Annotated in this window: 20 protein-coding genes; 7 read left to right on the top strand and 13 right to left on the bottom strand. The window is 63.4% G+C overall.

The genetic code is table 11. The features are described 5' to 3' along the window. Window positions 1-2: 2 nt before the first annotated feature. Together AC27VQ_RS13370 and AC27VQ_RS13365 are read left to right on the top strand one after the other, a co-directional pair. The gene (locus AC27VQ_RS13370) at window positions 3-1,223 is read left to right on the top strand and encodes a bifunctional 2-C-methyl-D-erythritol 4-phosphate cytidylyltransferase/2-C-methyl-D-erythritol 2,4-cyclodiphosphate synthase (protein ID WP_488716620.1); all 1,221 of its coding nucleotides are present in this window, start codon (window positions 3-5) and stop codon (window positions 1,221-1,223) included. Then, on the top strand, window positions 1,220-1,720 hold the full coding sequence (locus AC27VQ_RS13365; RefSeq protein WP_421592531.1) for a CinA family protein: 501 nt from the start codon (window positions 1,220-1,222) through the stop codon (window positions 1,718-1,720). The genes AC27VQ_RS13370 and AC27VQ_RS13365 overlap by 4 nt, the downstream gene beginning before the upstream one ends. Here the strand turns inward: AC27VQ_RS13365 and AC27VQ_RS13360 are convergent. The 12 genes from AC27VQ_RS13360 to AC27VQ_RS13305 form a co-directional block, all read right to left on the bottom strand. Beyond that, window positions 1,717-2,526 (bottom strand): hypothetical protein, encoded by an 810-nt coding sequence (locus AC27VQ_RS13360; RefSeq protein WP_488716619.1) that lies wholly within the window; start codon window positions 2,524-2,526, stop codon window positions 1,717-1,719. The two genes, AC27VQ_RS13365 and AC27VQ_RS13360, sit on opposite strands and share 4 nt — an antisense overlap. A gap of 32 nt (window positions 2,527-2,558) precedes the next feature. Next, window positions 2,559-3,011 carry a type II toxin-antitoxin system RatA family toxin gene (locus AC27VQ_RS13355; protein WP_421592533.1) on the bottom strand — a complete coding sequence of 151 codons (453 nt, stop codon included), beginning with the start codon at window positions 3,009-3,011 and terminating at the stop codon, window positions 2,559-2,561. 193 nt (window positions 3,012-3,204) lie between these two features. Further along, window positions 3,205-4,182 carry a lipoyl synthase gene (gene lipA / locus AC27VQ_RS13350; protein WP_488716618.1) on the bottom strand — a complete coding sequence of 326 codons (978 nt, stop codon included), beginning with the start codon at window positions 4,180-4,182 and terminating at the stop codon, window positions 3,205-3,207. A gap of 90 nt (window positions 4,183-4,272) precedes the next feature. Continuing rightward, window positions 4,273-5,718 (bottom strand): dihydrolipoyl dehydrogenase, encoded by a 1,446-nt coding sequence (gene lpdA, locus AC27VQ_RS13345; RefSeq protein ID WP_313526857.1) that lies wholly within the window; start codon window positions 5,716-5,718, stop codon window positions 4,273-4,275. 58 nt (window positions 5,719-5,776) lie between these two features. Further along, a complete protein-coding gene (locus tag AC27VQ_RS13340; protein WP_488716617.1) occupies window positions 5,777-6,418 on the bottom strand; it encodes an SGNH/GDSL hydrolase family protein in 642 nt (213 codons plus the stop codon). A 15-nt stretch (window positions 6,419-6,433) separates the two neighbouring features. Beyond that, window positions 6,434-7,774 carry a pyruvate dehydrogenase complex dihydrolipoamide acetyltransferase gene (locus AC27VQ_RS13335; protein ID WP_488716616.1) on the bottom strand — a complete coding sequence of 447 codons (1,341 nt, stop codon included), beginning with the start codon at window positions 7,772-7,774 and terminating at the stop codon, window positions 6,434-6,436. Window positions 7,775-7,789: 15 nt separating this feature from the next. Next, window positions 7,790-9,172, bottom strand: coding sequence for a pyruvate dehydrogenase complex E1 component subunit beta (locus tag AC27VQ_RS13330; protein WP_488716615.1), 1,383 nt, complete (start codon window positions 9,170-9,172; stop codon window positions 7,790-7,792). A 17-nt stretch (window positions 9,173-9,189) separates the two neighbouring features. Continuing rightward, a complete protein-coding gene (gene pdhA, locus AC27VQ_RS13325; RefSeq protein WP_488716614.1) occupies window positions 9,190-10,236 on the bottom strand; it encodes a pyruvate dehydrogenase (acetyl-transferring) E1 component subunit alpha in 1,047 nt (348 codons plus the stop codon). A 149-nt stretch (window positions 10,237-10,385) separates the two neighbouring features. Continuing rightward, the gene (locus AC27VQ_RS13320) at window positions 10,386-10,694 is read right to left on the bottom strand and encodes an FtsB family cell division protein (RefSeq protein WP_257950752.1); all 309 of its coding nucleotides are present in this window, start codon (window positions 10,692-10,694) and stop codon (window positions 10,386-10,388) included. Between the two features lie 476 nt (window positions 10,695-11,170). Next, the gene (gene eno, locus AC27VQ_RS13315) at window positions 11,171-12,445 is read right to left on the bottom strand and encodes a phosphopyruvate hydratase (RefSeq protein ID WP_488716613.1); all 1,275 of its coding nucleotides are present in this window, start codon (window positions 12,443-12,445) and stop codon (window positions 11,171-11,173) included. Window positions 12,446-12,576: 131 nt separating this feature from the next. After that, window positions 12,577-13,416 carry a 3-deoxy-8-phosphooctulonate synthase gene (kdsA, locus tag AC27VQ_RS13310; protein WP_421592540.1) on the bottom strand — a complete coding sequence of 280 codons (840 nt, stop codon included), beginning with the start codon at window positions 13,414-13,416 and terminating at the stop codon, window positions 12,577-12,579. Window position 13,417: 1 nt separating this feature from the next. Further along, a complete protein-coding gene (locus AC27VQ_RS13305) occupies window positions 13,418-14,311 on the bottom strand; it encodes a VOC family protein (RefSeq protein ID WP_488716612.1) in 894 nt (297 codons plus the stop codon). A 65-nt stretch (window positions 14,312-14,376) separates the two neighbouring features. Between AC27VQ_RS13305 and AC27VQ_RS13300 the strand changes: the two genes are divergently transcribed. The 3 genes from AC27VQ_RS13300 to AC27VQ_RS13290 all read left to right on the top strand — a co-directional run bounded on the left by AC27VQ_RS13300 (window position 14,377) and on the right by AC27VQ_RS13290 (window position 17,937). Beyond that, window positions 14,377-15,693: an NAD(P)/FAD-dependent oxidoreductase gene (locus AC27VQ_RS13300; protein ID WP_488716611.1), complete on the top strand. Its 1,317-nt coding sequence runs from the start codon at window positions 14,377-14,379 to the stop codon at window positions 15,691-15,693. Between the two features lie 97 nt (window positions 15,694-15,790). Beyond that, window positions 15,791-16,531 (top strand): metallophosphoesterase family protein, encoded by a 741-nt coding sequence (locus AC27VQ_RS13295; RefSeq protein WP_488716610.1) that lies wholly within the window; start codon window positions 15,791-15,793, stop codon window positions 16,529-16,531. After that, window positions 16,531-17,937, top strand: coding sequence for a protein kinase domain-containing protein (locus tag AC27VQ_RS13290; protein WP_488716609.1), 1,407 nt, complete (start codon window positions 16,531-16,533; stop codon window positions 17,935-17,937). The genes AC27VQ_RS13295 and AC27VQ_RS13290 overlap by 1 nt, the downstream gene beginning before the upstream one ends. Here the strand turns inward: AC27VQ_RS13290 and AC27VQ_RS13285 are convergent. Further along, the gene (locus tag AC27VQ_RS13285) at window positions 17,934-18,893 is read right to left on the bottom strand and encodes a GlxA family transcriptional regulator (protein WP_488716608.1); all 960 of its coding nucleotides are present in this window, start codon (window positions 18,891-18,893) and stop codon (window positions 17,934-17,936) included. The genes AC27VQ_RS13290 and AC27VQ_RS13285 overlap by 4 nt on opposite strands. A gap of 96 nt (window positions 18,894-18,989) precedes the next feature. Here AC27VQ_RS13285 and AC27VQ_RS13280 point away from each other — a divergent pair, with 96 nt between their 5' ends. After that, window positions 18,990-19,535, top strand: a complete 546-nt coding sequence (locus AC27VQ_RS13280) for an isochorismatase family protein (protein WP_488716607.1) — start codon at window positions 18,990-18,992, stop codon at window positions 19,533-19,535. Window positions 19,536-19,682: 147 nt separating this feature from the next. After that, a complete protein-coding gene (locus AC27VQ_RS13275) occupies window positions 19,683-20,831 on the top strand; it encodes a ceramide glucosyltransferase (protein WP_488716606.1) in 1,149 nt (382 codons plus the stop codon). The last annotated feature ends 2 nt before the right edge of the window (window positions 20,832-20,833 follow it).

Raw genomic sequence — 20,833 nt, 5'->3', positions numbered from 1 at the left:
CGATGACCGAAATGCAGGCGGAAAATGCGCACTCCTGCGGTGTGGTGATCGTTGCCGCCGGTCGCGGCGAGCGGGCCGGCAGTCATGCCGAAGGCCCCAAGCAATACCGCCGCATCGGCGGAAGGCCGGTCATCTCCCATACGCTCGATCTCTTTGTCAATTGGCAGCCCGCCCGGCGTATCGTGGTCGTGATACATCCCGATGACGCGGCTTTGTTCGAGATGGCGCGCGAAAACGCCCTGCCCGCCGGCGACCGGCTCATCGTCGTCTATGGCGGCGCGACCCGCCAGCAATCGGTGCTGGCCGGCCTCGACGTGCTGGCAAAGGACGAGATCAGCCACGTGCTCATTCAGGATGCCGTACGCCCCTTCGTCGAGCCCGCCATTCTGGACCGCACGCTCTCAGCCTTCAGCCACGGCGCCCGCGCCGTCCTGCCCGCCATCGCGGTTGCCGACACGCTGAAGCGTGCTGACGCCAACGGCAATGTTGCCGAGACCGTCTCGCGCTCCGGCCTCTTTGCCGCCCAGACGCCGCAGTCCTTCCACTTCGCCACCATTCTTGAAGCGCATCGTCGGGCGGCGGCCTCCGGCCGCACGGATTTCACCGACGACGCCTCGATTGCCGAATGGGCCGGCGTGCGCGTGCACCTCGTCGAAGGCAGCGCCGGGAACGTAAAGCTTACATTGCAGAAGGATATCGCCATGGCGGACCAGCGCCTTTCCCACGCACTCCCGGATGTGCGCACCGGCAATGGTTATGACGTGCACCAACTCGTCGACGGCGATGGCGTGACGCTCTGCGGCCTGTTCATTCCGCACGACCAGAAACTCTCGGGCCATTCGGACGCCGACGTCGCACTGCACGCCCTCACCGACGCTCTGCTCGCCACCTGCGGCGCGGGCGATATCGGCGATCATTTTCCGCCATCGGACATGCAATGGAAAGGCGCCGCCTCGCGCATCTTCCTGGAACACGCCGCAAGTATCGTGCGCGCGAACGGCGGCACGATCATGAATGCCGACGTCTCGCTGATCGCCGAGGCGCCGAAGGTCGGCCCGCACCGCGATGCGATGCGCCGGAACCTCTCGGATTTCCTCGGCATTTCCATTGATCGCTGTTCGGTGAAAGCCACGACCAACGAGAAGATCGGCTTCATCGGTCGCCGCGAAGGCATTGCCGCCATCGCCACCGCCACCGTCGTCTACAAGGGAACCGACGCATGAGTTTCTGGCCTGAGGACATTGAAGAGACCGCACGCGGCCTCGTTGCCGATTTCACCGAAAAGAAGCTGCTGATTGCCACCGCCGAATCCTGCACCGCAGGCCTGATTGCCGGCGTGATCACGGAAATTCCCGGTTCCTCGAATGTCTTCGACCGAGGCTTCGTCACCTATTCCAACGAGGCCAAGCGCGAGATGATCGGCGTCGCCAACGCGACTTTGAAGGCGCACGGCGCCGTCTCGCGGCCGACCGCGCTGGAAATGGCGCAGGGCGCCATCGGCAATTCCGGCGCCAATATCTCGATTGCCGTGACCGGCATTGCCGGTCCGGGCGGCGGCACGGAGGAAAAACCCGTCGGCCTCGTCCACCTCGCCGCCGCGCGCACCGGCCACGAGACACTGCATCGGGAAATGCGCTACGGCGATATCGGCCGCAATGCCGTCAGGCTTGCGACAGTGCGCACCGCGCTGGAAATGCTGATCGAAATCGCGAGGGATTAATTCGGGCAGAGCGAATAGATGTTCATGGCGAAATTCGCCTCGTAGCGCGCCGTATCTGCCCAGAAAACCTGCCCCTCCGGGAAATTCTTCGCGAGGAAAGCATCGACGCTCGCCTTCTGCTTTTCGGCGAGCGCCTTGTAGTCAGCTGTCTTGCGCTTTTCGGTGATGCATTTCGTGAAATCCGGAATAGGGCTTGTCCGCTCCACGAAAAGCGCCTCGAAATCGCTGGAACTCAAGGCCTTACCGGTCTCGACGGCAGCGATCTTGCGGGCTGCCGGAGCGGACAGCACCATATCTAAGGTCTCGACATGGAAAAAATCGCCGAGGCGCCGGTCCTCGTCGCCAAGTTCGGCCCCTTCGACGGTATAAGCCTTGCCGACGAGCTTGTAGCCGCTCGCCTCGAAGGCCAGGCGCGCCGAGACCTTCACTTTCAGCGCCTTCTCGCGCTCCGGCTTCTGGTCCTTGAAGAGCGGCGGCTGCAGCGTCTCCGTGTCCACGATGCGCATCTCACCGCCGACGTCGATCGCCGCCGGATCGGAGGAATAGGCATGACGCGCATTGTAGAAGGCCAGCATCTCCGCTTCGCGCGTGGGGAAGAAGGCGCGATCCAGATAAACCGGATTTCGGGGCAAGCCATCCTCCCTGCCCTGGATCGTCATCTTCACATCCGGCCCGATGCGATAACTGCCGGTGAGCGGCCGGTTCTGTTCATCGAGGAGAAGAATGTAGTCTCCCGGCGCTTCCTGCGCGGCCGCAGGCGTGCAGATGAAGGCGATCAGGGCGAAGGGAGCGAACCGGGTGATCATGTCCCCGGTAACGGGCGAGCGGACTGAAAAATTCAGGCTGCCGGATAGATCGTGTCGGCGCGCTTCTCGAACGCCTCGGTGAACATGCGGAAGGCACGGTCGAACATCGAGCCCATCAGCGCGCCGAGAATGCGGCTCTTGAACTCGTAGTCGATGAAGAAATGCACCGAGCAGCCACCGCCCGGCAGCGGCTCGAAGCGCCAGCGGTTGTCGAGATAGCGGAACGGCCCATCGATATATTTCACGTCGATCGCCCGCTCTGCGCCGTTCAGCAGCACCTGCGTGGTAAACGTCTCGCGGATCGCCTTGTAGCCGACGGTCATGTCCGCCACGAGCAGCTCCTTGCCGTCACGCTCCTTGCGCGAGCGCACGCTCAGAGCCTCGCAAAGCGGCAGGAATTCCGGGTAGCGCTCGACGTCGGCGACGAGGGCATACATCTGCTCGGGCGAGTGGGGAACCGGACGGCGGGTTTCGAACTGGGGCATGGCCGAGAGCTAATGAACCATGGCTAATCTTGCAAGTGGAAGGTCATTCTCGCCCCGCGATTTCAATACGCAAACCAGCATATCGCGGCCATCGGCCGCAAGGCTTTGCCTCTTTGGGCTGGATGCTGTCGCCAAACGAAAAACCCCGCCGTCGGACGGATGGCGGGGCTCGAAGGGTGACGGCGGAAAGGGCCTATTCCGCGGCGGCGAGAACCTTGCGCTCGCGGGCGGCCTTAAGGCGGGCGAAGTCGTCGCCGGCATGGTGCGAGGAGCGCGTCAGCGGGCTCGACGAGACCATCAGGAAGCCCTTGGCATAGGCGACGGTCTCGTAGGACTTGAACTCCTCCGGCGTCACGAAGCTCATGACGGCATGGTGCTTGCGGGTCGGCTGGAGGTACTGGCCGATGGTCAGGAAGTCGACATCGGCGGTGCGCAGGTCGTCCATCAGCTGAAGCACTTCGTTGCGCTCCTCGCCAAGGCCCACCATGATGCCCGACTTGGTGAACATGCTCGGGTCGAGTTCCTTCACGCGCTGCAGCAGGCGCACGGAGTGGAAGTAACGCGCACCCGGACGGACCGTCAGGTAGTTGCCTGGCACGGTTTCCATATTATGGTTGAAGACGTCGGGCTTGGCGGCGACGACGCGCTCCAGCGCGCCCGGCTTCTTGAGGAAGTCGGGGGTGAGGATTTCGATCGTCGTCAGCGGCGAGGCCGCGCGGATCGCCCAGATCACCTTCTCGAAATGCTCTGCGCCGCCGTCCGCCAGATCGTCACGGTCCACCGACGTGATGACGACGTGCGACAGGCCCATCTGCTTGACGGCCTTGGCGACGTTTTCCGGTTCAGCCATGTCGAGTGCGTTCGGCTTGCCCGTCGCCACGTTGCAGAAGGCGCAGGCGCGGGTACAGATCTCGCCCATGATCATGAAGGTAGCGTGCTTTTTATCCCAGCACTCGCCGATATTCGGGCAGCCCGCTTCCTCGCAGACCGTCACCAGCTTGTGGCTGCGCACCAGATCGCGCGTTTCCTGATAACCCTTGGAAACCGGCGCCTTGACGCGGATCCATTCCGGCTTGCGCAGCACTTCCGTGTCCGGCCGATTGGCCTTTTCCGGGTGGCGCACGCGCTTGGCGTCAGGGTCGAGTTTGGTGCGGTCGAGAATCGTGACCATGTCGTTTCCACTTCCTGGCAGGCTTTCGCACCTGTCCTGCGGACACTCAAAAAGCGAGCCCGCCTCATGTGGAGGCGGGCTTTAGCACGTTCAAGCGTTGAGCGCACGGCCATAGGCATCGAGCACGCTTTCCTTCATCGTTTCCGAGATCGTCGGATGCGGGAAGATGGTGTGCATCAGCTCTTCCTCTGTCGTCTCCAGGTTCATGGCGACGACGAAGCCCTGGATCATCTCGGTCACTTCCGCACCCACCATATGGGCACCGAGCAATTCGCCGGTCTTCTTGTCGAAGATCGTCTTGACCATGCCCTGGTCCTCACCGAGCGCCACGGCCTTGCCGTTACCGGCGAAGGTGAAGCGGCCGACTCTGACGTCGCGGCCCTGTTCCTTGGCCTTGGCTTCCGTGAGGCCGACCGAGGCGACCTGCGGGTGGCAATAGGTGCAGCCCGGGATCTTCGACTTGTCCATCGGGTGGACGTTCGGCAGGCCGGCGATCTTCTCGATGCAGATGACGGCCTCGTGCTCGGCCTTGTGGGCGAGCATCGGGGGACCGGCGACGTCGCCGATGGCGTAGATGCCCGGCACGTTGGTCTTGCCGTAGCCGTCGATGGCGATGAAGCCGCGATCGGTCTTCACGCCGATCGCCTCAAGGCCGATATTCTCGATATTGGCCTGCACGCCGACGGCGGAGATCATGCGGTCGGCGGTGATTTTTTCCACCTTGCCGTCCTTCATCTCGACATGGGCGGTGATCGAGTTGGCGCCCTTTTCCACCTTGGCGACCTTGGCCTCCAGATGGATCTTCATGCCCTGCTTCTCGAACTGCTTTTTGGCGAGCGCCGAGATTTCCGCGTCCTCGACCGGCATGACGGCCTTCATGACTTCAACGACCGTCACATCGACGCCGAGCGTGCGGTAGAAGGAGGCGAATTCGATGCCGATGGCGCCCGAGCCCATGACGAGCAGCGATTTGGGCATTTCCTCCGGCTTCATCGCCTCGAAATAGGTCCAGATCAACTTACCGTCGGGCTCGATACCCGGCAGCGCGCGCGGACGCGCACCCGTGGCGATGACGATGTTCTTCGCCGTGTAGGTACCTTCGGGCAGAACATTCTTCGGCAGCGGCGCCTGCGGCTGCTGGATCGCCTTCGTCGTCTTGGACACGACAATTTCGCCCGGCTTGGTGATCTTGGCTTCGCCCCAGATGATGTCGACCTTGTTCTTCTTCATCAGGAAGCCGACGCCGCCGTTCATGCGGCCCGCGATGCCGCGCGAGCGGGCGACGATCGCCTTCAGGTCCGGCGTCACCGATCCCTCGATCTTGATGCCGTAGTCACCCGGATGCTGGGCATAATGGAAGATTTCCGCCGAGCGCAGCAGCGCCTTGGTCGGGATGCAGCCCCAGTTGGAGCAGATGCCGGCGAGATGTTCGCGCTCCACGATGGCCGTCTTCAGGCCGAGCTGCGCCGCGCGGATCGCGGCAATATAGCCGCCCGGACCCGAACCGATAACGATGACGTCGTAAGTCTGAGCCATGTCGTTTCCTGCCTTGTTTCTCGCGCGGGAAGAAGCACCGCGCCTTTGTTCTCTAGAATTATAATCCGAGCATCATGCGCACGACCGGCTCGAGACCCTTGCCGATCGCCCGCGTGTTCTTCGCATCGAGATGCACGCCGTCGAGCGGCGTCGTTTCCGCAACCGAGCCGGCATCGAAGAAGCCGCAGCCTGTTTCATCCGCCAGATCCGCATAAAGCGTCGCCAGCATGGCCGATTGCTCCACTCCCCCGGTAAACATCGCCGCGAAGGCGGTGTTGGCCGTTTCGCAGAGCGGCGGCGGGGAGACGACCAGCACCTCCGGCCCGCCCTCCTCGCTGAACGACCAGGCGTGCCGGCGCACCAGCTCCACCAGCCGCTCCATGCCCTGTACGGCGCCGAAGGCCGTGCCGCAGATTGTCGGCTTCATATCATTGGCGCCGAGGAACAGGATGACGAGGTCGAGCGGGTCGTGGCTGTGCAGAATGGTCGGTAGAATGCGGGCGCCATTGCGGTCGCAATCCGCCAGATGGTCGTCATAGGCGGTGGTGCGGCCGTTGAGGCCCTCCGCGATCACGGTGACGTCAGGTCCGAGAGCCTTGGCGAGCACGCTCGGCCAGCGATCCTCGAAGGCATGCCGGTCGAGCGTTTCCGCGTTGTAGCCCCAGGTCAGGCTGTCGCCGTAGCAGAGAACCGTCTTCATGGCCGCACCCCGCTATCAGACGAGCATCCCCATCGGGCTTTCGATGTAGCGCTTGAAGGCACCGAGCAGTTCGGCGCCGAGCGCACCATCCACGCAGCGGTGGTCGGTGGAGAGCGTGACCGTCATCGCGTTGACGATGACCATCTGGCCCTTCTTAACCACGACACGCTCCGTGCCTGCGCCGACCGCGAGGATCGTCGCATGCGGCGGGTTGACGACGGCGGCGAAGTTCGAGACGCCCATCATGCCCATGTTGGAAACCGCCGTCGTGCCACCCTGATATTCCTCGGGCTTCAGCTTGCGTTCCTTGGCGCGCTTGCCGAGGTCCTTCATCTCGTTGGAGATGGCCGACAGGCTCTTCAGTTCGGCGCTGCGGATGATCGGCGTGATCAGGCCACCCGGAATGGAGACGGCGACGCCGACATCCGCGTGCTTGTGCTTGACCATGTTCGTATCGGTCCAGGAGACATTGGCATCCGGCACGTCGCGCAGCGCAAGCGCCATGGCCTTGATGACCATGTCGTTGACCGAGAGCTTGTAGGCCGGCTTGCCGTCCTTCTCCGGTGCGGAACCGTTGATCTGGGCGCGCAGCGCCAGAAGCGCATCGAGCTCCACATCCACGGAAACGTAGAAGTGCGGGATCGTCTGTTTGGATTCCTGCAGGCGCTTGGCGATGGTCTTGCGCATGCCGTCATGCGGCACGAGTTCGTAGGAACCGGCCTCGAACAGCTTGAGCACGGCCTCTTCCGACATGCCCTTGGGCGCAGCGACGGGAGCGGTCGAAGCGGCAGCAGCCGGGGCTGCGGCAGCGGTCGCGGGCTTGGCACCGCCCGAGGCGATGGCCTTCTCGACGTCGCTCTTCACCACGCGGCCATGCGGGCCGGAGCCAGGGACCGACTTGATGTCGAGACCGGCATTGGCAGCGATACGGCGGGCGAGCGGCGAGGAGAACAGGCCGGCACCGCCGTGGTTCTGCGCAGCCGCCGGAGCGGCGGCAACGGGAGCCGGAGCGGCAGCAGCCGGCTTTTCGGCTTCCTTCGGTGCCTCAGTCGCCTTGGCTTCCGCCTTCGGTGCGGCCGAACCACCGCCGGCTGCGGCAGCAGCCACATCTTCGCCATCGGCAGCGAGGATGGCGATCAGGCTGTTGACCTTCACGCCTTCCGTGCCAGCCGGCACGACGATCTTGGCGACAACGCCCTCGTCGACGGCTTCGACTTCCATCGTCGCCTTGTCGGTCTCGATCTCGGCAATGACGTCACCAGACTTGATGGTGTCGCCTTCCTTGACCAGCCACTTGGCGAGATTGCCCTCTTCCATGGTGGGCGAAAGGGCCGGCATCGTAATGTTGATCGGCATACCTCGACCCTCCCCTTATTTGTAGCAGACGGTTTTGACCGCCTGGACGACTTCGCCGACGTTCGGAAGCGCCAGCTTTTCGAGGTTTGCGGCGTAGGGCATCGGAACGTCCTTGCCGGCGACCGTCAGGATCGGCGCGTCGAGATAATCGAAGGCCTGCTGCATGACGCGGGTCGCGATCTCGGTGCCGACGGAAGATTGCGGGAAGCCTTCTTCGACGACGACGAGGCGGCCGGTCTTCTTGACCGATTCGATGATGGTCGGCAGGTCCATCGGGCGGATCGTGCGAAGGTCGAGCAGTTCGACATCGATGCCGTCCTTCTCGAGTTCCGCGATCGCCTTCAGGGCATAGGTCATGCCGATGCCGAAGGAGACGACGGTGACGTCGTTGCCCTTCTTGTGGATGCGCGCCTTGCCGATCGGCAGCACGAAATCATCCATCTTCGGCACTTCGAAGCTCTGGCCGTAGAGGATTTCGTTTTCGAGGAAGATGACCGGGTTCGGATCGCGGATGGCAGCCTTCAGAAGGCCCTTCGCGTCAGCTGCCGTGTAGGGCATGACGACCTTGAGGCCGGGAACGTGGCTGTACCAGGCGGCGTAGCACTGCGAATGCTGGGCGCCAACGCGGGCAGCGGCACCGTTCGGACCACGGAAGACGATCGGCGCACCCATCTGCCCGCCGGACATGTAGAGCGTCTTGGCAGCGGAGTTGATGACGTGGTCGATCGCCTGCATGGCGAAGTTGAAGGTCATGAACTCGACGATGGGCTTCAGACCCGTCATCGCCGCACCGACGCCGAGACCAGCAAAACCGTGTTCGGTGATTGGCGTGTCGACAACGCGACGGTCGCCGAATTCCTGCAGCAGGCCCTGGGTGATCTTGTAGGCGCCCTGATATTCGGCCACTTCCTCGCCCATGACGAAGACGTCGGCGTCGCGGCGCATTTCCTCGGCCATGGCATCACGCAGCGCTTCGCGCACCGTCGTCATCACCATTTCGGTGCCGGCCGGGATATCCGGATCAGCGGCGACTTCGCCCTTCGGCTGAGCCGGAACGGGTGCTGCAGCGGCGGCCGGAGCAGCAGCGGGTGCCGGCGCTTCGGCCGGCTTTTCAGCGGCGGCAGCCTTGGGGGCGGCGACCGCATCGGCGCTTTCGCCGTCCTGCAGCAGCACGGCGATCGCCGTGTTGACCTTGACGCCTTCGGTGCCGGCGGCAATCAGGATTTTGCCGATTACGCCTTCATCGACGGCCTCGACTTCCATCGTCGCCTTGTCGGTTTCGATTTCGGCGATCACGTCGCCGGACTTGACGGTGTCACCCTCGTTCTTGACCCATTTGGAGAGCGTACCCTCCTCCATGGTCGGAGACAGGGCGGGCATGAGAATCTCGATTGGCATTGGTGTCCCTCCCCGGATTACAGCAGGATGTCGGTGTAGAGTTCGGATGCATCCGGCTCCGGATCGGCCTGCGCGAAATCGGCGCTGTCGGCGACGATGTCACGGATGTCCTTGTCGATCTGCTTGAGATCGTCTTCGCTGGCCCAGCCCTTTTCCAGCAGGCGCGCGCGCACCTGCTCGATCGGGTCATGCTCGGAGCGCATCTTCTGCACTTCGTCCTTCGAGCGATACTTCGCCGGGTCGGACATGGAATGGCCGCGATAGCGATAGGTCAGCATTTCGAGAATGATCGGCCCCTTGCCGGAGCGGCAGTGCTCGACAGCCTCGTCGGCCGCAGCCTTCACCGCGCGGACGTCCATGCCGTCGACCTGGTAGCCCGGAATACCGAAGGAGGTGCCGCGCTCGGAAAAATTCGTCTGGGCCGAGGCGCGCGAGACGGAGGTGCCCATGGCGTAGCGGTTGTTCTCGATGATGTAGATGACCGGCAGCTTCCACAGCGCCGCCATGTTGAAGCTTTCATAGACCTGGCCCTGGTTGGCCGCGCCGTCGCCGAAATAGGTCAGCGAGACGTTGTCATTGCCGCGGTAGCGGTTGGCAAAGGCCAGCCCCGTGCCGAGCGACACCTGACCGCCGACGATGCCGTGGCCGCCGTAGAAATGCTTCTCCTTGGAGAACATGTGCATGGAGCCGCCCTTGCCCTTGGAAAGGCCGCTGCGACGCCCGGTCAGTTCCGCCATCACGCCGCGTGCGCTCATACCGCAAGCCAGCATATGGCCGTGATCGCGATAACCGGTGATGACCTGATCACCTTCCTTCAGCGCCAGCTGCATGCCGACGACGACAGCTTCCTGGCCGATGTAAAGGTGACAGAAGCCGCCGATGAAGCCCATGCCGTAAAGCTGGCCGGCCTTTTCCTCGAAACGCCGGATGAACAGCATCTCGCGGTAAGCCTTCAGGTCGTCTTCCTTGGAGAAGTCGGCAATCGTGCCGCCGTTGAAGTCTTTCTTCGCAGGCTTTGCCGCAATCTTGCGGCTGGACGTGGACGCGGTCTTACGCGGAGCCATCGGTTCCTCCCTATGTTTGCCCTTTTGACGAAACCATAGGGAAGAATGCCCATCGTAGCAATGCTATAAATGCATGGCTTATATTCTCGGCAAGCCACTGATTAGTAAGGCATATTTACGATTAACCTGATTTCGGTTAATCGAGCATTTCAGTGGAAAATGACGATTTCATCAGCCCTGGACATGTTGAGGTACGAGCGCGCCTTCTCGTCGAGCATGTCACGCTCGAGCGAACCGTCGCTCATCAGAGCCACCTCTTTTTCCAGGATCTGGCGTTGCCGCACGAGCACGTCCAGACGCGCCTGCCGTTCCACTCTCTGTCGCTCGAAATCCTCCATTCCGCGCAGACCGAAGTCGCCATGGACGGAATGATAACCGAAGTAGGAGAGGAATGCGACTGTAATTACCGGCAGCGTCAGCCGCCCGAATTTCCGCTTCTTATGGTGTTTGGTCCACATGCACGTGCCCCGATACGCAATACGATTCAGACATTAGCGCCAAGCGGTTAACCGATCATTGACCACGATGGACGGGGCGGGAAAAAGCGGATGGGCGGGTGTAGAACAGTGCCAAAACGCTCCGGCGTGGCCGCCTGTCACGTTCCAAACGATGCGGGTGCGGCGTGGATCCTCGGGTCAAGCCCTGACATGACGTGGGAGAGGAAGAGGCCGGAGAGAGCAAGCGGCAGAGGGTGAGAAAGTGTGGCGAAAAGGTATTTCCGAGCCTTGCCGCAGGCCATTGCATTGATGGCTGGGGGAGGCGCTCCCTCCCCTCCGTCATGTCAGGGCTTGACCCGAGCATCCACGCCGCACGGTAGACGATGCGTGAAAAAGGCGGGCCATACCGCGTCCCGATTAACCTGTGATCACTCTCAAAAAACAAAACCCGCGCCTCTCGACGCGGGTTTCGCCATTTTGGAAAAACTGTTTTTCGATCAGCCGCGCAGGATGCCGCGGCCGGCATACTTGGCCTGAGCGCCGAGCAGTTCCTCGATGCGGATCAGCTGGTTGTACTTGGCGGTACGGTCAGAGCGGGCAAGCGAGCCGGTCTTGATCTGGCCGCAGTTGGTGGCGACGGCGAGGTCAGCGATCGTCGAATCCTCGGTCTCGCCCGAGCGGTGCGACATGACGGCGGTGTAGCTCGCCTTGTGCGCGGTCTCGACGGCGTCGAGCGTTTCCGACAGCGAGCCGATCTGGTTGACCTTGACGAGGATCGAGTTGGCGACGCCCATCTTGATGCCATCGCGCAGGCGGGCCGAGTTGGTGACGAACAGGTCGTCGCCGACCAGCTGCACCTTCTTGCCGATCTTGTCGGTCAGCGACTTCCAGCCGTCCCAGTCGTCTTCGGCCATGCCGTCTTCGATCGAGAAGATCGGGTACTTGGCAGCGAGCTCGGCCAGGTATTCGGCCATGGCTTCCGGCTCCAGCGTGCGGCCTTCGCCTTCCAGAACGTACTTGCCGTCCTTGAAGAACTCGGTCGAGGCGCAGTCGAGCGCGATATGCATGTCTTCGCCCGGACGGTAGCCGGCCTTCTCGATCGACTTCATGATGAAGTCGAGTGCGGCGGGCGCCGAAGCGAGGCCCGGTGCGAAGCCGCCTTCGTCACCAACGTTGGTGTTGTGGCCGTCGGCGGCGAGCTGCTTCTTCAGCGTGTGGAACACTTCCGAACCCATGCGCACGGCGTCACGGATATTGTCGGCGCCGACGGGAACGATCATAAATTCCTGGAAGTCGATCGGGTTGTCGGCATGGGCGCCGCCATTGATGATGTTCATCATCGGCACCGGCAGGATGCGGGCGTTCGGGCCGCCGACATAGCGGTAGAGCGGCAGATTGGCGGCTTCGGCGGCAGCCTTGGCGACGGCGAGCGAAACGCCGAGGATGGCGTTTGCGCCGAGACGGGCCTTGTTCGGCGTGCCGTCGAGTTCGATCATCGTCTGGTCGACGGCGATCTGGTCTTCAGCCTCAAGGCCACCGATGGCTTCGAAGATTTCGCCGTTGACGGCGGCGACGGCGTTTTCGACACCCTTGCCGAGGTAGCGCTTGCCACCGTCGCGCAGTTCGACGGCTTCGTGCGCGCCGGTCGAGGCGCCCGACGGAACGGCCGCGCGGCCGAAGCTGCCATCCTCGAGGTGCACGTCCACTTCGACGGTGGGGTTGCCGCGGCTGTCGAGAATCTCGCGGCCGATGATGTCGATGATAGCAGTCATGGATATCGTCCTGGTTCGGGGTTTATTAATCGATTAAAATCCACTTTTAATCGACGATGCGGAAATTACAATGGCGTTTACGCCCAAGAAAAAACGGATGACATGCGATCATGTCATCCGTTTGAACTGTCTTACGCCTTGGCGATGTCGTCGAAGGCCACCAGCTTTTCCAGAAGCCGCGGCATATCCTTGAGGTACACCATGTTGGGACCGTCGGAAGGTGCGTTGTCCGGATCCTCATGCGTCTCGACGAAGAGACCGGCAATGCCGACAGCGATGGCCGCACGAGACAGCGTCTCAACGAATTTGCGGTCGCCACCGGACGAACCGCCCTGCCCGCCTGGTTGCTGCACCGAATGGGTCGCATCGAAGACCACAGGAGCCCCGAGCGAAGCCATGATCGGCAGCGAGCGCATGTCGGAGACCAGCGTGTTGTAGCCGAAGGAGGCACCGCGCTCGCAGAGCATGACATTCGGGTTGCCGCTGTCGGTAAACTTGGCGAGCACGTTCTTCATGTCCCAGGGGGCGAGGAACTGGCCCTTCTTCACGTTGATGACGCGGCCGGTCTTGGCGGCGGCGACCAGCAGGTCGGTCTGGCGCGACAGGAATGCCGGGATCTGCAGCATGTCGACGGTCTTGGCGACGATGGCGCACTGCTCTTCCGTATGAATATCCGTCACGACGGGAAAGCCGAAATCCTTCTTGAGGTCGGCGAAGATTTCCAAGGCCTTCTCAAGCCCGATGCCGCGCTTGCCGGAGAGCGAGGTGCGGTTCGCCTTGTCGAAGGACGACTTGTAAACGAGGCCGATGCCGAGCTTGTCGGTCATTTCGACGAGCGCGCCGGCCATCATATAGGCATGGTCGCGGCTTTCCATCTGGCAGGGGCCGGCAATCAGCGAGAAGCGGGCGGTTTGCGAGAAGGTGACCTTCTTCGGCCCTTCGCCGACGATGACGGTCGAATTTGTCTGCATCTTATTCTCCGAAGATAAAGTGGACGCCCTGACCGGGCGCCGGCGGCACCACGATACGGTTGTCGCGTATCTGTAACATGACACCACGTTGGGTAAGCGCATGCTGACATGCCGTCAGGCTGGCCACCTTGAAAACGACCGCCCGTCCCTTGAGGCCGCGATCCGCGCCGGCGACCGGCGGAATACCGTAAAAGCCTTCCAGGCCGGCATCGTTCAGCACGGTGATGCGGCCGCGCGGCGTATCGACGGACATGCCGAAGGACAGGGCCTCGACCTCGCGTTCATCCGCCGCTTCCTGCACGAGATACTGGAAATCCGTGGGGTTCTGCTCCGACAGCACGACCTCGGCGAGCGCTACCACACCGTTCTCGTGCGTTTCCAGCGCCTTGCGGTCTGATGGCAGCGGCTGGACGCGTTGCGAGGCGAAGAAGAAGAAATCGGGGCTGCGCAGGTCGGCAGCAAAGGCGAGCCGAAAGCTTCCGGTCGCCGAGGTGCCGTCGGGCAGCAGCATGTCGCGGGAAAATTCGAGCACCGAACCGCCGGACAGACCGGCCGCCGCATAGCGCCTATCATCGTCCAAGGCATCGTTCGTCGCCATGGCGACGCCGGAGAAACCCTCGATGCCGCGGCGGAAACGGAAAGCCTGGTCGCGGGCGATGAAGGCATTGCCCTCGCGCGCGGCTTCCTCGCATTCCTCGCGATTGGCGATGCCGAGCGGCTCCAGATAGCTGCCGTCGGAAAGAAAGACGCAACAGTTTTCCGTGCCGAAGGGGTGGCGAGCGTCCTTGGCGACGGTGAAGCCGAGTGCCGTCAGCCGGTCACGGGCAACACCGAGATCGGACACCGGCAGCACCAGATGATCGATCGGGCGGGGCGTTCTCGAACTCACGGTCATGGCGAAAAATCCGGTCGTGTTTCAGGCGCCCCGTGCTTTGCATGCTTTGCGCCTGCAATGCAAGCATGCAAGGCGCCCATAAGGAACGGGAGGAACTTTTCCGGTCGCCGGCCATTGCTGCGCATCGTCTCACCCGGAGTTCAGCCATCTCTTCCTCCCCAGACCTCACCCGCCAGCGCGCCCTGCACGAATCCCGCCCTTTATGGGCAGACACACCGCGCCTCTCCGTTCGCCTGCACCAAACGCCCGCTGCCCGGGACTATGACGTCATCATCATCGGCGCCGGCATTTCCGGAGCACTGATGGCCCATGCGCTGGCAGACGGAAAGCGTCGCGTGCTGGTCGTGGACAGGCGCAAGCCCGTGCACGGCAGTACGCTTGCCAGCACCGCCATGATCCAGCACGAGATCGATATCCCCCTGCACAGGCTTACGGAAATGATCGGTGCGTCGAACGCCCAGCGCGCCTGGCGGCGATCCGCCCGCGCCGTCGAGCAGCTCACGCGGATCGTTGCCGATCTTGACCTTTCCTGCGGTTTCGAACGCAAGAAGACCCTCTTCCTGACGGGCGACACCTACGGCCAGCGGGCGCTGCGCAAGGAGGTCGAAAACCGCCAAATCGCCGGTATAGAGGCCGATTTTCTCGATGCCGCGGCGCTGGCCGAGCGTTTCGCCATAGATCGCACCGGCGCCATCCTCAGCGATATCTCCGCCTCCGCCAATCCCGCCCAGATGGCGGCGGGTATTTTGCGTGCGGCGATGACGCGCGGCGTCGAAGTGGTCAGCCCGCTCGAAATCACCGATGTGCGCGCCACGACCGGCGAGGTCTTTCTTGCGACGTCGGACGGGAGGATTCTCTCCGCCGGGCACGCCGTCTTCTGCTCCGGCTACGAATTTCTGGAAACCGTCGCGAACGAGAACCACGCCATCGTCTCCACCTGGGCGCTCGCCACGCCGCCCGGTATAAAATTGCCGGCGTGGCTAAAGGACTGCATCGTCTGGGAAGGCGCCGATCCCTATCTCTATCTCCGCCGCTCCCGCGACGGCCGGCTCATTGCCGGCGGCGAAGACGAGGACAGCGAAGATGCCTACGGCTCGCGGACAAAGCTGAAGCAGAAGGCAGAGATCATCCGCCGCAAGGCGGAAGCTTTGCTGGGCGTCACGCTGCCGGAACCGGATCATGTCTGGGCAGCGCCCTTCGGCATTACCCGCACCGGTCTGCCGCTGATCGGGCGCGTTCCGAAACTCCCCAATGTCTTCGCCGTCATGGGCTTCGGCGGTAACGGCATCACCTTCAGCCAGATCGCCGCCGAGATCGTCTCTGCCGACATTGCCGGCCACAACGATGCCGATGCGGATCTTTTCGCATTCGAAAAATCGTGACGGAGCGCGATTCGGCGGCGTGATATTCCCCTTCCGTTGAATGGCAGCATGCAACAAGGCACGCTATGCTCCGGCACCCGCAACGATCCGGACGGTCATGCTGCTCGCCATTCTCTCCGATATCCACGGCAATCGCGAAGCCTTCGAGGCTGTGCTGGCGGCGGCGCAGGCGGCGGGTGCGGAGCGCTTCGTTGTGCTCGGCGATATCGTCGGCTATGGCGCCGATCCCGAATGGTGCGTCGAGACGGCAATATCTCTGGCGGAATCAGGCGCGATCATCCTGCGCGGCAACCATGACGATGCCATCGGCAATGCCTCCGTCACGATGAACCCGACGGCGACCATGGCGCTCGAATGGACGCGCCGGCAGCTTGGCAGCGATGCCCGCGCCTTCCTCGCCGCCCTGCCCTTGAAGGCGCGCGAGGGCGATTGCCTCTTCGTGCATGCCGATGCCAGCGCACCCTCCGACTGGAACTATGTGCTCGATGCCAGCGATGCCGGCCAGCATCTCGGCGCCTGCGAGGCACGCGTCAGTTTCTGCGGCCATGTGCATAAGCCGGCGCTCTACTGCACGGCGCCCGGCGGCAAGGTCACGCATTTCCGCCCCGTCGCCGCTACACCGGTGCCACTTCTGCCGCAGCGCCGCTGGCTTGCCGTCATGGGCGCCGTCGGCCAGCCGCGTGACGGTAATCCGTGCGCCGCCTTCGCGCTCTACGACACCGGGAGCGCCGAACTGCGTTTCCTGCGCGCCGCCTATGATATCGCGACGGCTGCCAACAAGATTCGCGCCGCCGGCCTGCCCGTCTCGCTGGCCGAGCGACTGTTCGAGGGCCGCTGATGGTAAAGGGACGCCTGAAACCCGGCGACGAGATCGACGGCTTCATCATCGAGGACATCGCGCACAATGGCGGCATGGCGCGGATCTGGCAGGTTTCCCGGCCGGATATCGACTGCCCTATCCTTATGAAGGTGCCGGTCATCGGCGAAGGCGACGATTCCGCTGCCATCGTCGGTTTCGAGATGGAGCAGATGATCCTCCCGCGCCTCACTGGCCCGTATGTGCCGCGCTTCGTCGCCAACGGCGATTTTGCCACCCTGCCCTATATCGTTATGGAGCGCCTGCCCGGCACCTCGCTCTATCCGCTGCTCGAACGCCTGCCGCTGCCGCCGGACGAAGTCGCCGCCATCGGCGCCAAGGTCGCGGTCGCGCTCGATTCGCTGCACCGGCAGAATGTCGTGCATCTTGACCTTAAGCCCTCCAATGTGATGTTCCGCGAGAGCGGCGAGGCGGTGCTGATCGACTATGGCCTTGCCCGCCACATCCATCTGCCGGACCTGATGGACGAGCAGTTCCGCCTGCCCTATGGCACCGCCCCCTATATGGCGCCCGAACAGGTGCTCGGCACGCGCAGCGATTTCCGCAGCGACCTTTTTGCGCTCGGCGTCATGCTCTATTTCTTCGCCACCGGCGAGCGCCCCTTCGGCGATCCGCAGCGGCTGAAGGGTCTGAAACGCCGGCTCTGGCGCGATCCTCTGCCGCCGCGCGCCCGCAATGGCGCGATACCGCTGGCGCTACAGGAAATCATCCTGCGCTGCCTGGAGGTAAACCCCGCCTGGCGTTATCCGAGTGCGGCACAGCTTGCACTCGATCTGCAGGACCTGTCCGCCGTCAAGCTCACCGCGCGGGCGGAGAAGATGAAGCGCGACACCTTCGGCACCGTGCTGCGCCGCCGCTTCAATCCGGTGCCGATCGAGACGGTGAAGCCGCAGACGGCGGAAGCGCAGCTTGCCAATGCGCCGATCGTCGCGGTGGCGATCAATCTTTCGGGCAGCACGCCGGAGCTGGACGAGGCGAAGCGCCGGACGGTCGCACGCATCATCGAGAACACGCCGGATGCCCGCATCGCCTGCCTCAACGTGCTGAAGATCAACCGCATCGCGCTCGACACCTCGCTCGACGAGGAGGGCCGCAACAAGCATGTCATGCGGCTCGTGGAACTGCGCACCTGGTCGACCGGCCTGCCGACACCCGGCGGCGGCATCACCTTCCATGTGCTGGAAGCCGTCTCGCCGGCCGACGCCATCCTCGCCTATGCCCGCGAAAACTACGTCGATCACATCGTGATGGGTGCGCGCGCCGAATCGGCCATGCGCTCGATGCTCGGCAGCGTCTCCGGCGAGGTGGCAGCGCATGCGCCCTGCACCGTCACCGTGGTACGCAACCGCACGCGGCCGGAAGACTAGGACCGGAATCGCTTGCGATAATCGCCCGGCGTCAGTCCGACGATGCGGCCAAAAACCTTCCGGAAGGCGCCGGGGTCATTGTAGCCGACATCGACGGCCACGCTGTCCACCGAGCGGATGGTGAACTGCAACAGCTCCTGCGCCTTGGCGACGCGCAGCCGCTGGCAATAATCCGAGGTCGTCAGCCCCGTCGCCTTGCGGAAACGCCGCAGAAACGTCCGCTCCTCCAGCCCCGCCTGCGCGGCCAGCATATCGATCGCGGTTTCCCGCGCCTCGTTCGCCTGAAGGAAATGCTGCACCTTTAGGATCGCCGCATCGCCATGCAACAGGCGCGGCGAGAAGGTGCTGTAGTAGCGCTGCTCACGGCCGGGCGGATCGACGACGAACTGCCGCGCGACCTCCAGCATGATCGTCGGCCCAAGAAAGCGGTCGATCAGTTTCAGCCCCAGATCCACCCAGGCCATCACGCCGCCGGCCGTGACGATATCGCCGTCCTCACTGAGCAACCGGTCCGTATCGACGGTCACGTCGGGAAAACGCAGTTCGAAGGTTTCGGCGATCACCCAGTTGGTGGTGATGGTGCGGCCGGCGAGCAGCCCCGTCTCTCCGAGCAGGAAGGCACCGGCGCAGATCGAGGCGAGCTGGATACCGGAGGCATGGCATTCGCGCAGCCAGGCCGCGAAGGGCGCCGCCTCCTCGCGCAGGATCGGGTCGCCAAGGGCCGGCGGCAGCACCAGCACGGCCGGGCGCTCTGCCGCATCCGGGGTATCGCTGGCATCGGTCCGCACCGGAGTGCCGTCCTCAAGCCGCCAGTGGCTGACCCGGATCTTTGCCCCCGCCCCGCATTTCGCCTGCGCCATATGGGTTGCTGAATTGAAGAGGTCGGTCATGCCAAGCACCGCCGCCATCTGCGCGCCGGGATAGATCACCAGTCCGATTTCGGCCGAGGAGACCATGTCACTTTCACCCTTGATTATGTCGGTATCGCCAATGGCGAGAGATGGCAGGATGGAGGAAGAATGTCCATGACATCAACCGAGGAAGGATTTCCCATGAGCAAACGCGCCGTCATCATCGTCGATCTCCAGAAGGATTATCTCGCCACCGGCAGCTTCGCGCTTGATGGCATCGACGCCGCCGCCGACAATGCCGCCCGCGTCGTCGCGGCCGCCCGCAGCCGCGGCGATAAGATCGTCCACGTCCATCACGTCTCGCTGGAAGCCGATTCGCCGCTCTTTGCGCCCAACACCGATGGCATCAACCCGATCGCCGCCGTGACGCCGGAAGCCGGCGATACCGTCGTCATCAAGAACTACCCCAACTCCTTCCGCGACACCGTTCTTCAGGACACGCTGAAGGCCGGCGGCATCGAGGAGGTCGTCGTCGTAGGCGCCATGAGCGACGTCTGCATCGACGCCACCGCCCGCGCCGCCGCCGACCTCGGTTATGATCTGACGGTGGTGCACGATGCCTGCGCCACGCGCGACAAGGCTTTCGGCGATTCGGTCGTGCCGGCCGCCCAGGTCCACGCCACCATCATGTCAGCGCTGGAATTCGGCTACGGCAAGGTTACTACGACGGCGGAATACCTGTCATAAAGCGCTTTCCTTTCATCCCCTTCGCCGCATTGCGAAGGGGATGAACTATGCCCGTCATTCCCCTGTCATGTGACAATGGTGTTCCTTCGCGCGTGAATGCACCCCGGCCGCCGCCTGAAAGCGTGGCGCCTTTCGGAGACTGCGTGAATGGACATGGCTCAGGCCTTCGCCCTTGCCTCGGGCGCTCTCGTCGCGACCAATCTCGCGAGCATCCTCATCGCCGGCAGGCGGCTGGATGCCACGGGCGCAACGCCGGACCTGCGCAAGAAGCCGCCGGTCTCCATCGTCATCCCCGTTCGCGGCATCGAAAATTTTACCGGCGAAACGCTGGAGCGCGCCTTCCGCCTCTCCTGGCCGCGCTACGAATTGCTGTTCTGCGTCGCCCACGGCAACGATCCGATCATCCCGCTCATCGAAAAGACCGCCGCCGCCCATCCCGAAATCGAAATGCGCATCCTCGTCGGCGATGACCGGATCAGCGCCAACCCGAAGCTGAACAATTGCGTGAAGGGCTGGCAGGCCGCCCGGCACCACTGGGTGATCCTTGCCGATTCCAATGTGCTGATGCCCGCGGACTACATCCAGCATCTCATGGGCAGCTGGCGCAGCGATTCTGGCCTCGTCTGCTCCACGCCGCTCGGCTCGCGGCCGGAGGGTTTCTGGGCGGAGGTGGAATGCATGTTCCTCAACACCCAGCAGGCGCGCTGGCAATATGCCGGCGAGGCTGTCGGCCTGGGCTTCGCGCAGGGCAAGAGCATGCTCTGGTACAAGCCGATGCTCGATGCGAATGGCAGCATCCATGCTCTCAATGCCGAAATCGCCGAGGATGCCGCCTCCACCAAGCTGGTGAACCGGCTTGGCCTGAAGGTCCACCTGGTATCCGCTCCGTTCGAGCAACCGCTCGGCCGCCGCACCGAGCAGGAGATCTGGTCACGCCAGGCCCGCTGGTCGCGCCTGCGCCGCGTCACCTTCCCGAGCTTCTTTGCGCCGGAAATTCTTCTGGGCGTGCTGCCGCCATTGCTGCTCGCACTCGTCGCCGTCGCGCTGGGCGACCTGGCGCTCCTGCCCACCGTCCTGATGGTGCTCGCCGGCATCTACCTGCCGGAACTCGCCCTTGCACGGTTCAAGGGCTGGCATCTCTCGCGCTGGTCCGTGCCGGCGATGATGGCGCGCGATATCATGATGCCCGCCATCTGGCTGCGCGCCTGGATCGGTGGCACCATCGACTGGCGCGGCAACACGATGACGATCGGCACCAACGCATCCGAACTGAAGGAAGCCCCGGCGGGATCCTGACC

The sequence above is a fragment of the Shinella sp. 20P9.1.1 genome, from assembly GCF_057798995.1.
This window is presented reverse-complemented; position numbering and strand designations above follow the sequence as displayed.

Excerpts from the sequence above, each read along its gene's own strand:
- AC27VQ_RS13285 (WP_488716608.1), bottom strand. The coding sequence starts at position 18,893 with ATGGTCTCCTCGGCCGAAATCGGACTGGTGATCTATCCCGGCGCGCAG.
- AC27VQ_RS13290 (WP_488716609.1), top strand. The coding sequence starts at position 16,531 with ATGGTAAAGGGACGCCTGAAACCCGGCGACGAGATCGACGGCTTCATC.
- pdhA (WP_488716614.1), bottom strand. The coding sequence starts at position 10,236 with ATGGCTCCGCGTAAGACCGCGTCCACGTCCAGCCGCAAGATTGCGGCA.
- lpdA (WP_313526857.1), bottom strand. The coding sequence starts at position 5,718 with ATGGCTCAGACTTACGACGTCATCGTTATCGGTTCGGGTCCGGGCGGC.
- AC27VQ_RS13320 (WP_257950752.1), bottom strand. The coding sequence starts at position 10,694 with ATGTGGACCAAACACCATAAGAAGCGGAAATTCGGGCGGCTGACGCTG.
- AC27VQ_RS13330 (WP_488716615.1), bottom strand. The coding sequence starts at position 9,172 with ATGCCAATCGAGATTCTCATGCCCGCCCTGTCTCCGACCATGGAGGAG.
- kdsA (WP_421592540.1), bottom strand. The coding sequence starts at position 13,416 with ATGCAGACAAATTCGACCGTCATCGTCGGCGAAGGGCCGAAGAAGGTC.
- AC27VQ_RS13335 (WP_488716616.1), bottom strand. The coding sequence starts at position 7,774 with ATGCCGATCAACATTACGATGCCGGCCCTTTCGCCCACCATGGAAGAG.
- AC27VQ_RS13295 (WP_488716610.1), top strand. The coding sequence starts at position 15,791 with ATGCTGCTCGCCATTCTCTCCGATATCCACGGCAATCGCGAAGCCTTC.
- AC27VQ_RS13370 (WP_488716620.1), top strand. The coding sequence starts at position 3 with ATGACCGAAATGCAGGCGGAAAATGCGCACTCCTGCGGTGTGGTGATC.
- AC27VQ_RS13300 (WP_488716611.1), top strand. The coding sequence starts at position 14,377 with ATGCAAGGCGCCCATAAGGAACGGGAGGAACTTTTCCGGTCGCCGGCC.
- AC27VQ_RS13340 (WP_488716617.1), bottom strand. The coding sequence starts at position 6,418 with ATGAAGACGGTTCTCTGCTACGGCGACAGCCTGACCTGGGGCTACAAC.
- AC27VQ_RS13280 (WP_488716607.1), top strand. The coding sequence starts at position 18,990 with ATGAGCAAACGCGCCGTCATCATCGTCGATCTCCAGAAGGATTATCTC.
- lipA (WP_488716618.1), bottom strand. The coding sequence starts at position 4,182 with ATGGTCACGATTCTCGACCGCACCAAACTCGACCCTGACGCCAAGCGC.
- eno (WP_488716613.1), bottom strand. The coding sequence starts at position 12,445 with ATGACTGCTATCATCGACATCATCGGCCGCGAGATTCTCGACAGCCGC.
- AC27VQ_RS13275 (WP_488716606.1), top strand. The coding sequence starts at position 19,683 with ATGGACATGGCTCAGGCCTTCGCCCTTGCCTCGGGCGCTCTCGTCGCG.
- AC27VQ_RS13360 (WP_488716619.1), bottom strand. The coding sequence starts at position 2,526 with ATGATCACCCGGTTCGCTCCCTTCGCCCTGATCGCCTTCATCTGCACG.
- AC27VQ_RS13305 (WP_488716612.1), bottom strand. The coding sequence starts at position 14,311 with ATGACCGTGAGTTCGAGAACGCCCCGCCCGATCGATCATCTGGTGCTG.
- AC27VQ_RS13365 (WP_421592531.1), top strand. The coding sequence starts at position 1,220 with ATGAGTTTCTGGCCTGAGGACATTGAAGAGACCGCACGCGGCCTCGTT.
- AC27VQ_RS13355 (WP_421592533.1), bottom strand. The coding sequence starts at position 3,011 with ATGCCCCAGTTCGAAACCCGCCGTCCGGTTCCCCACTCGCCCGAGCAG.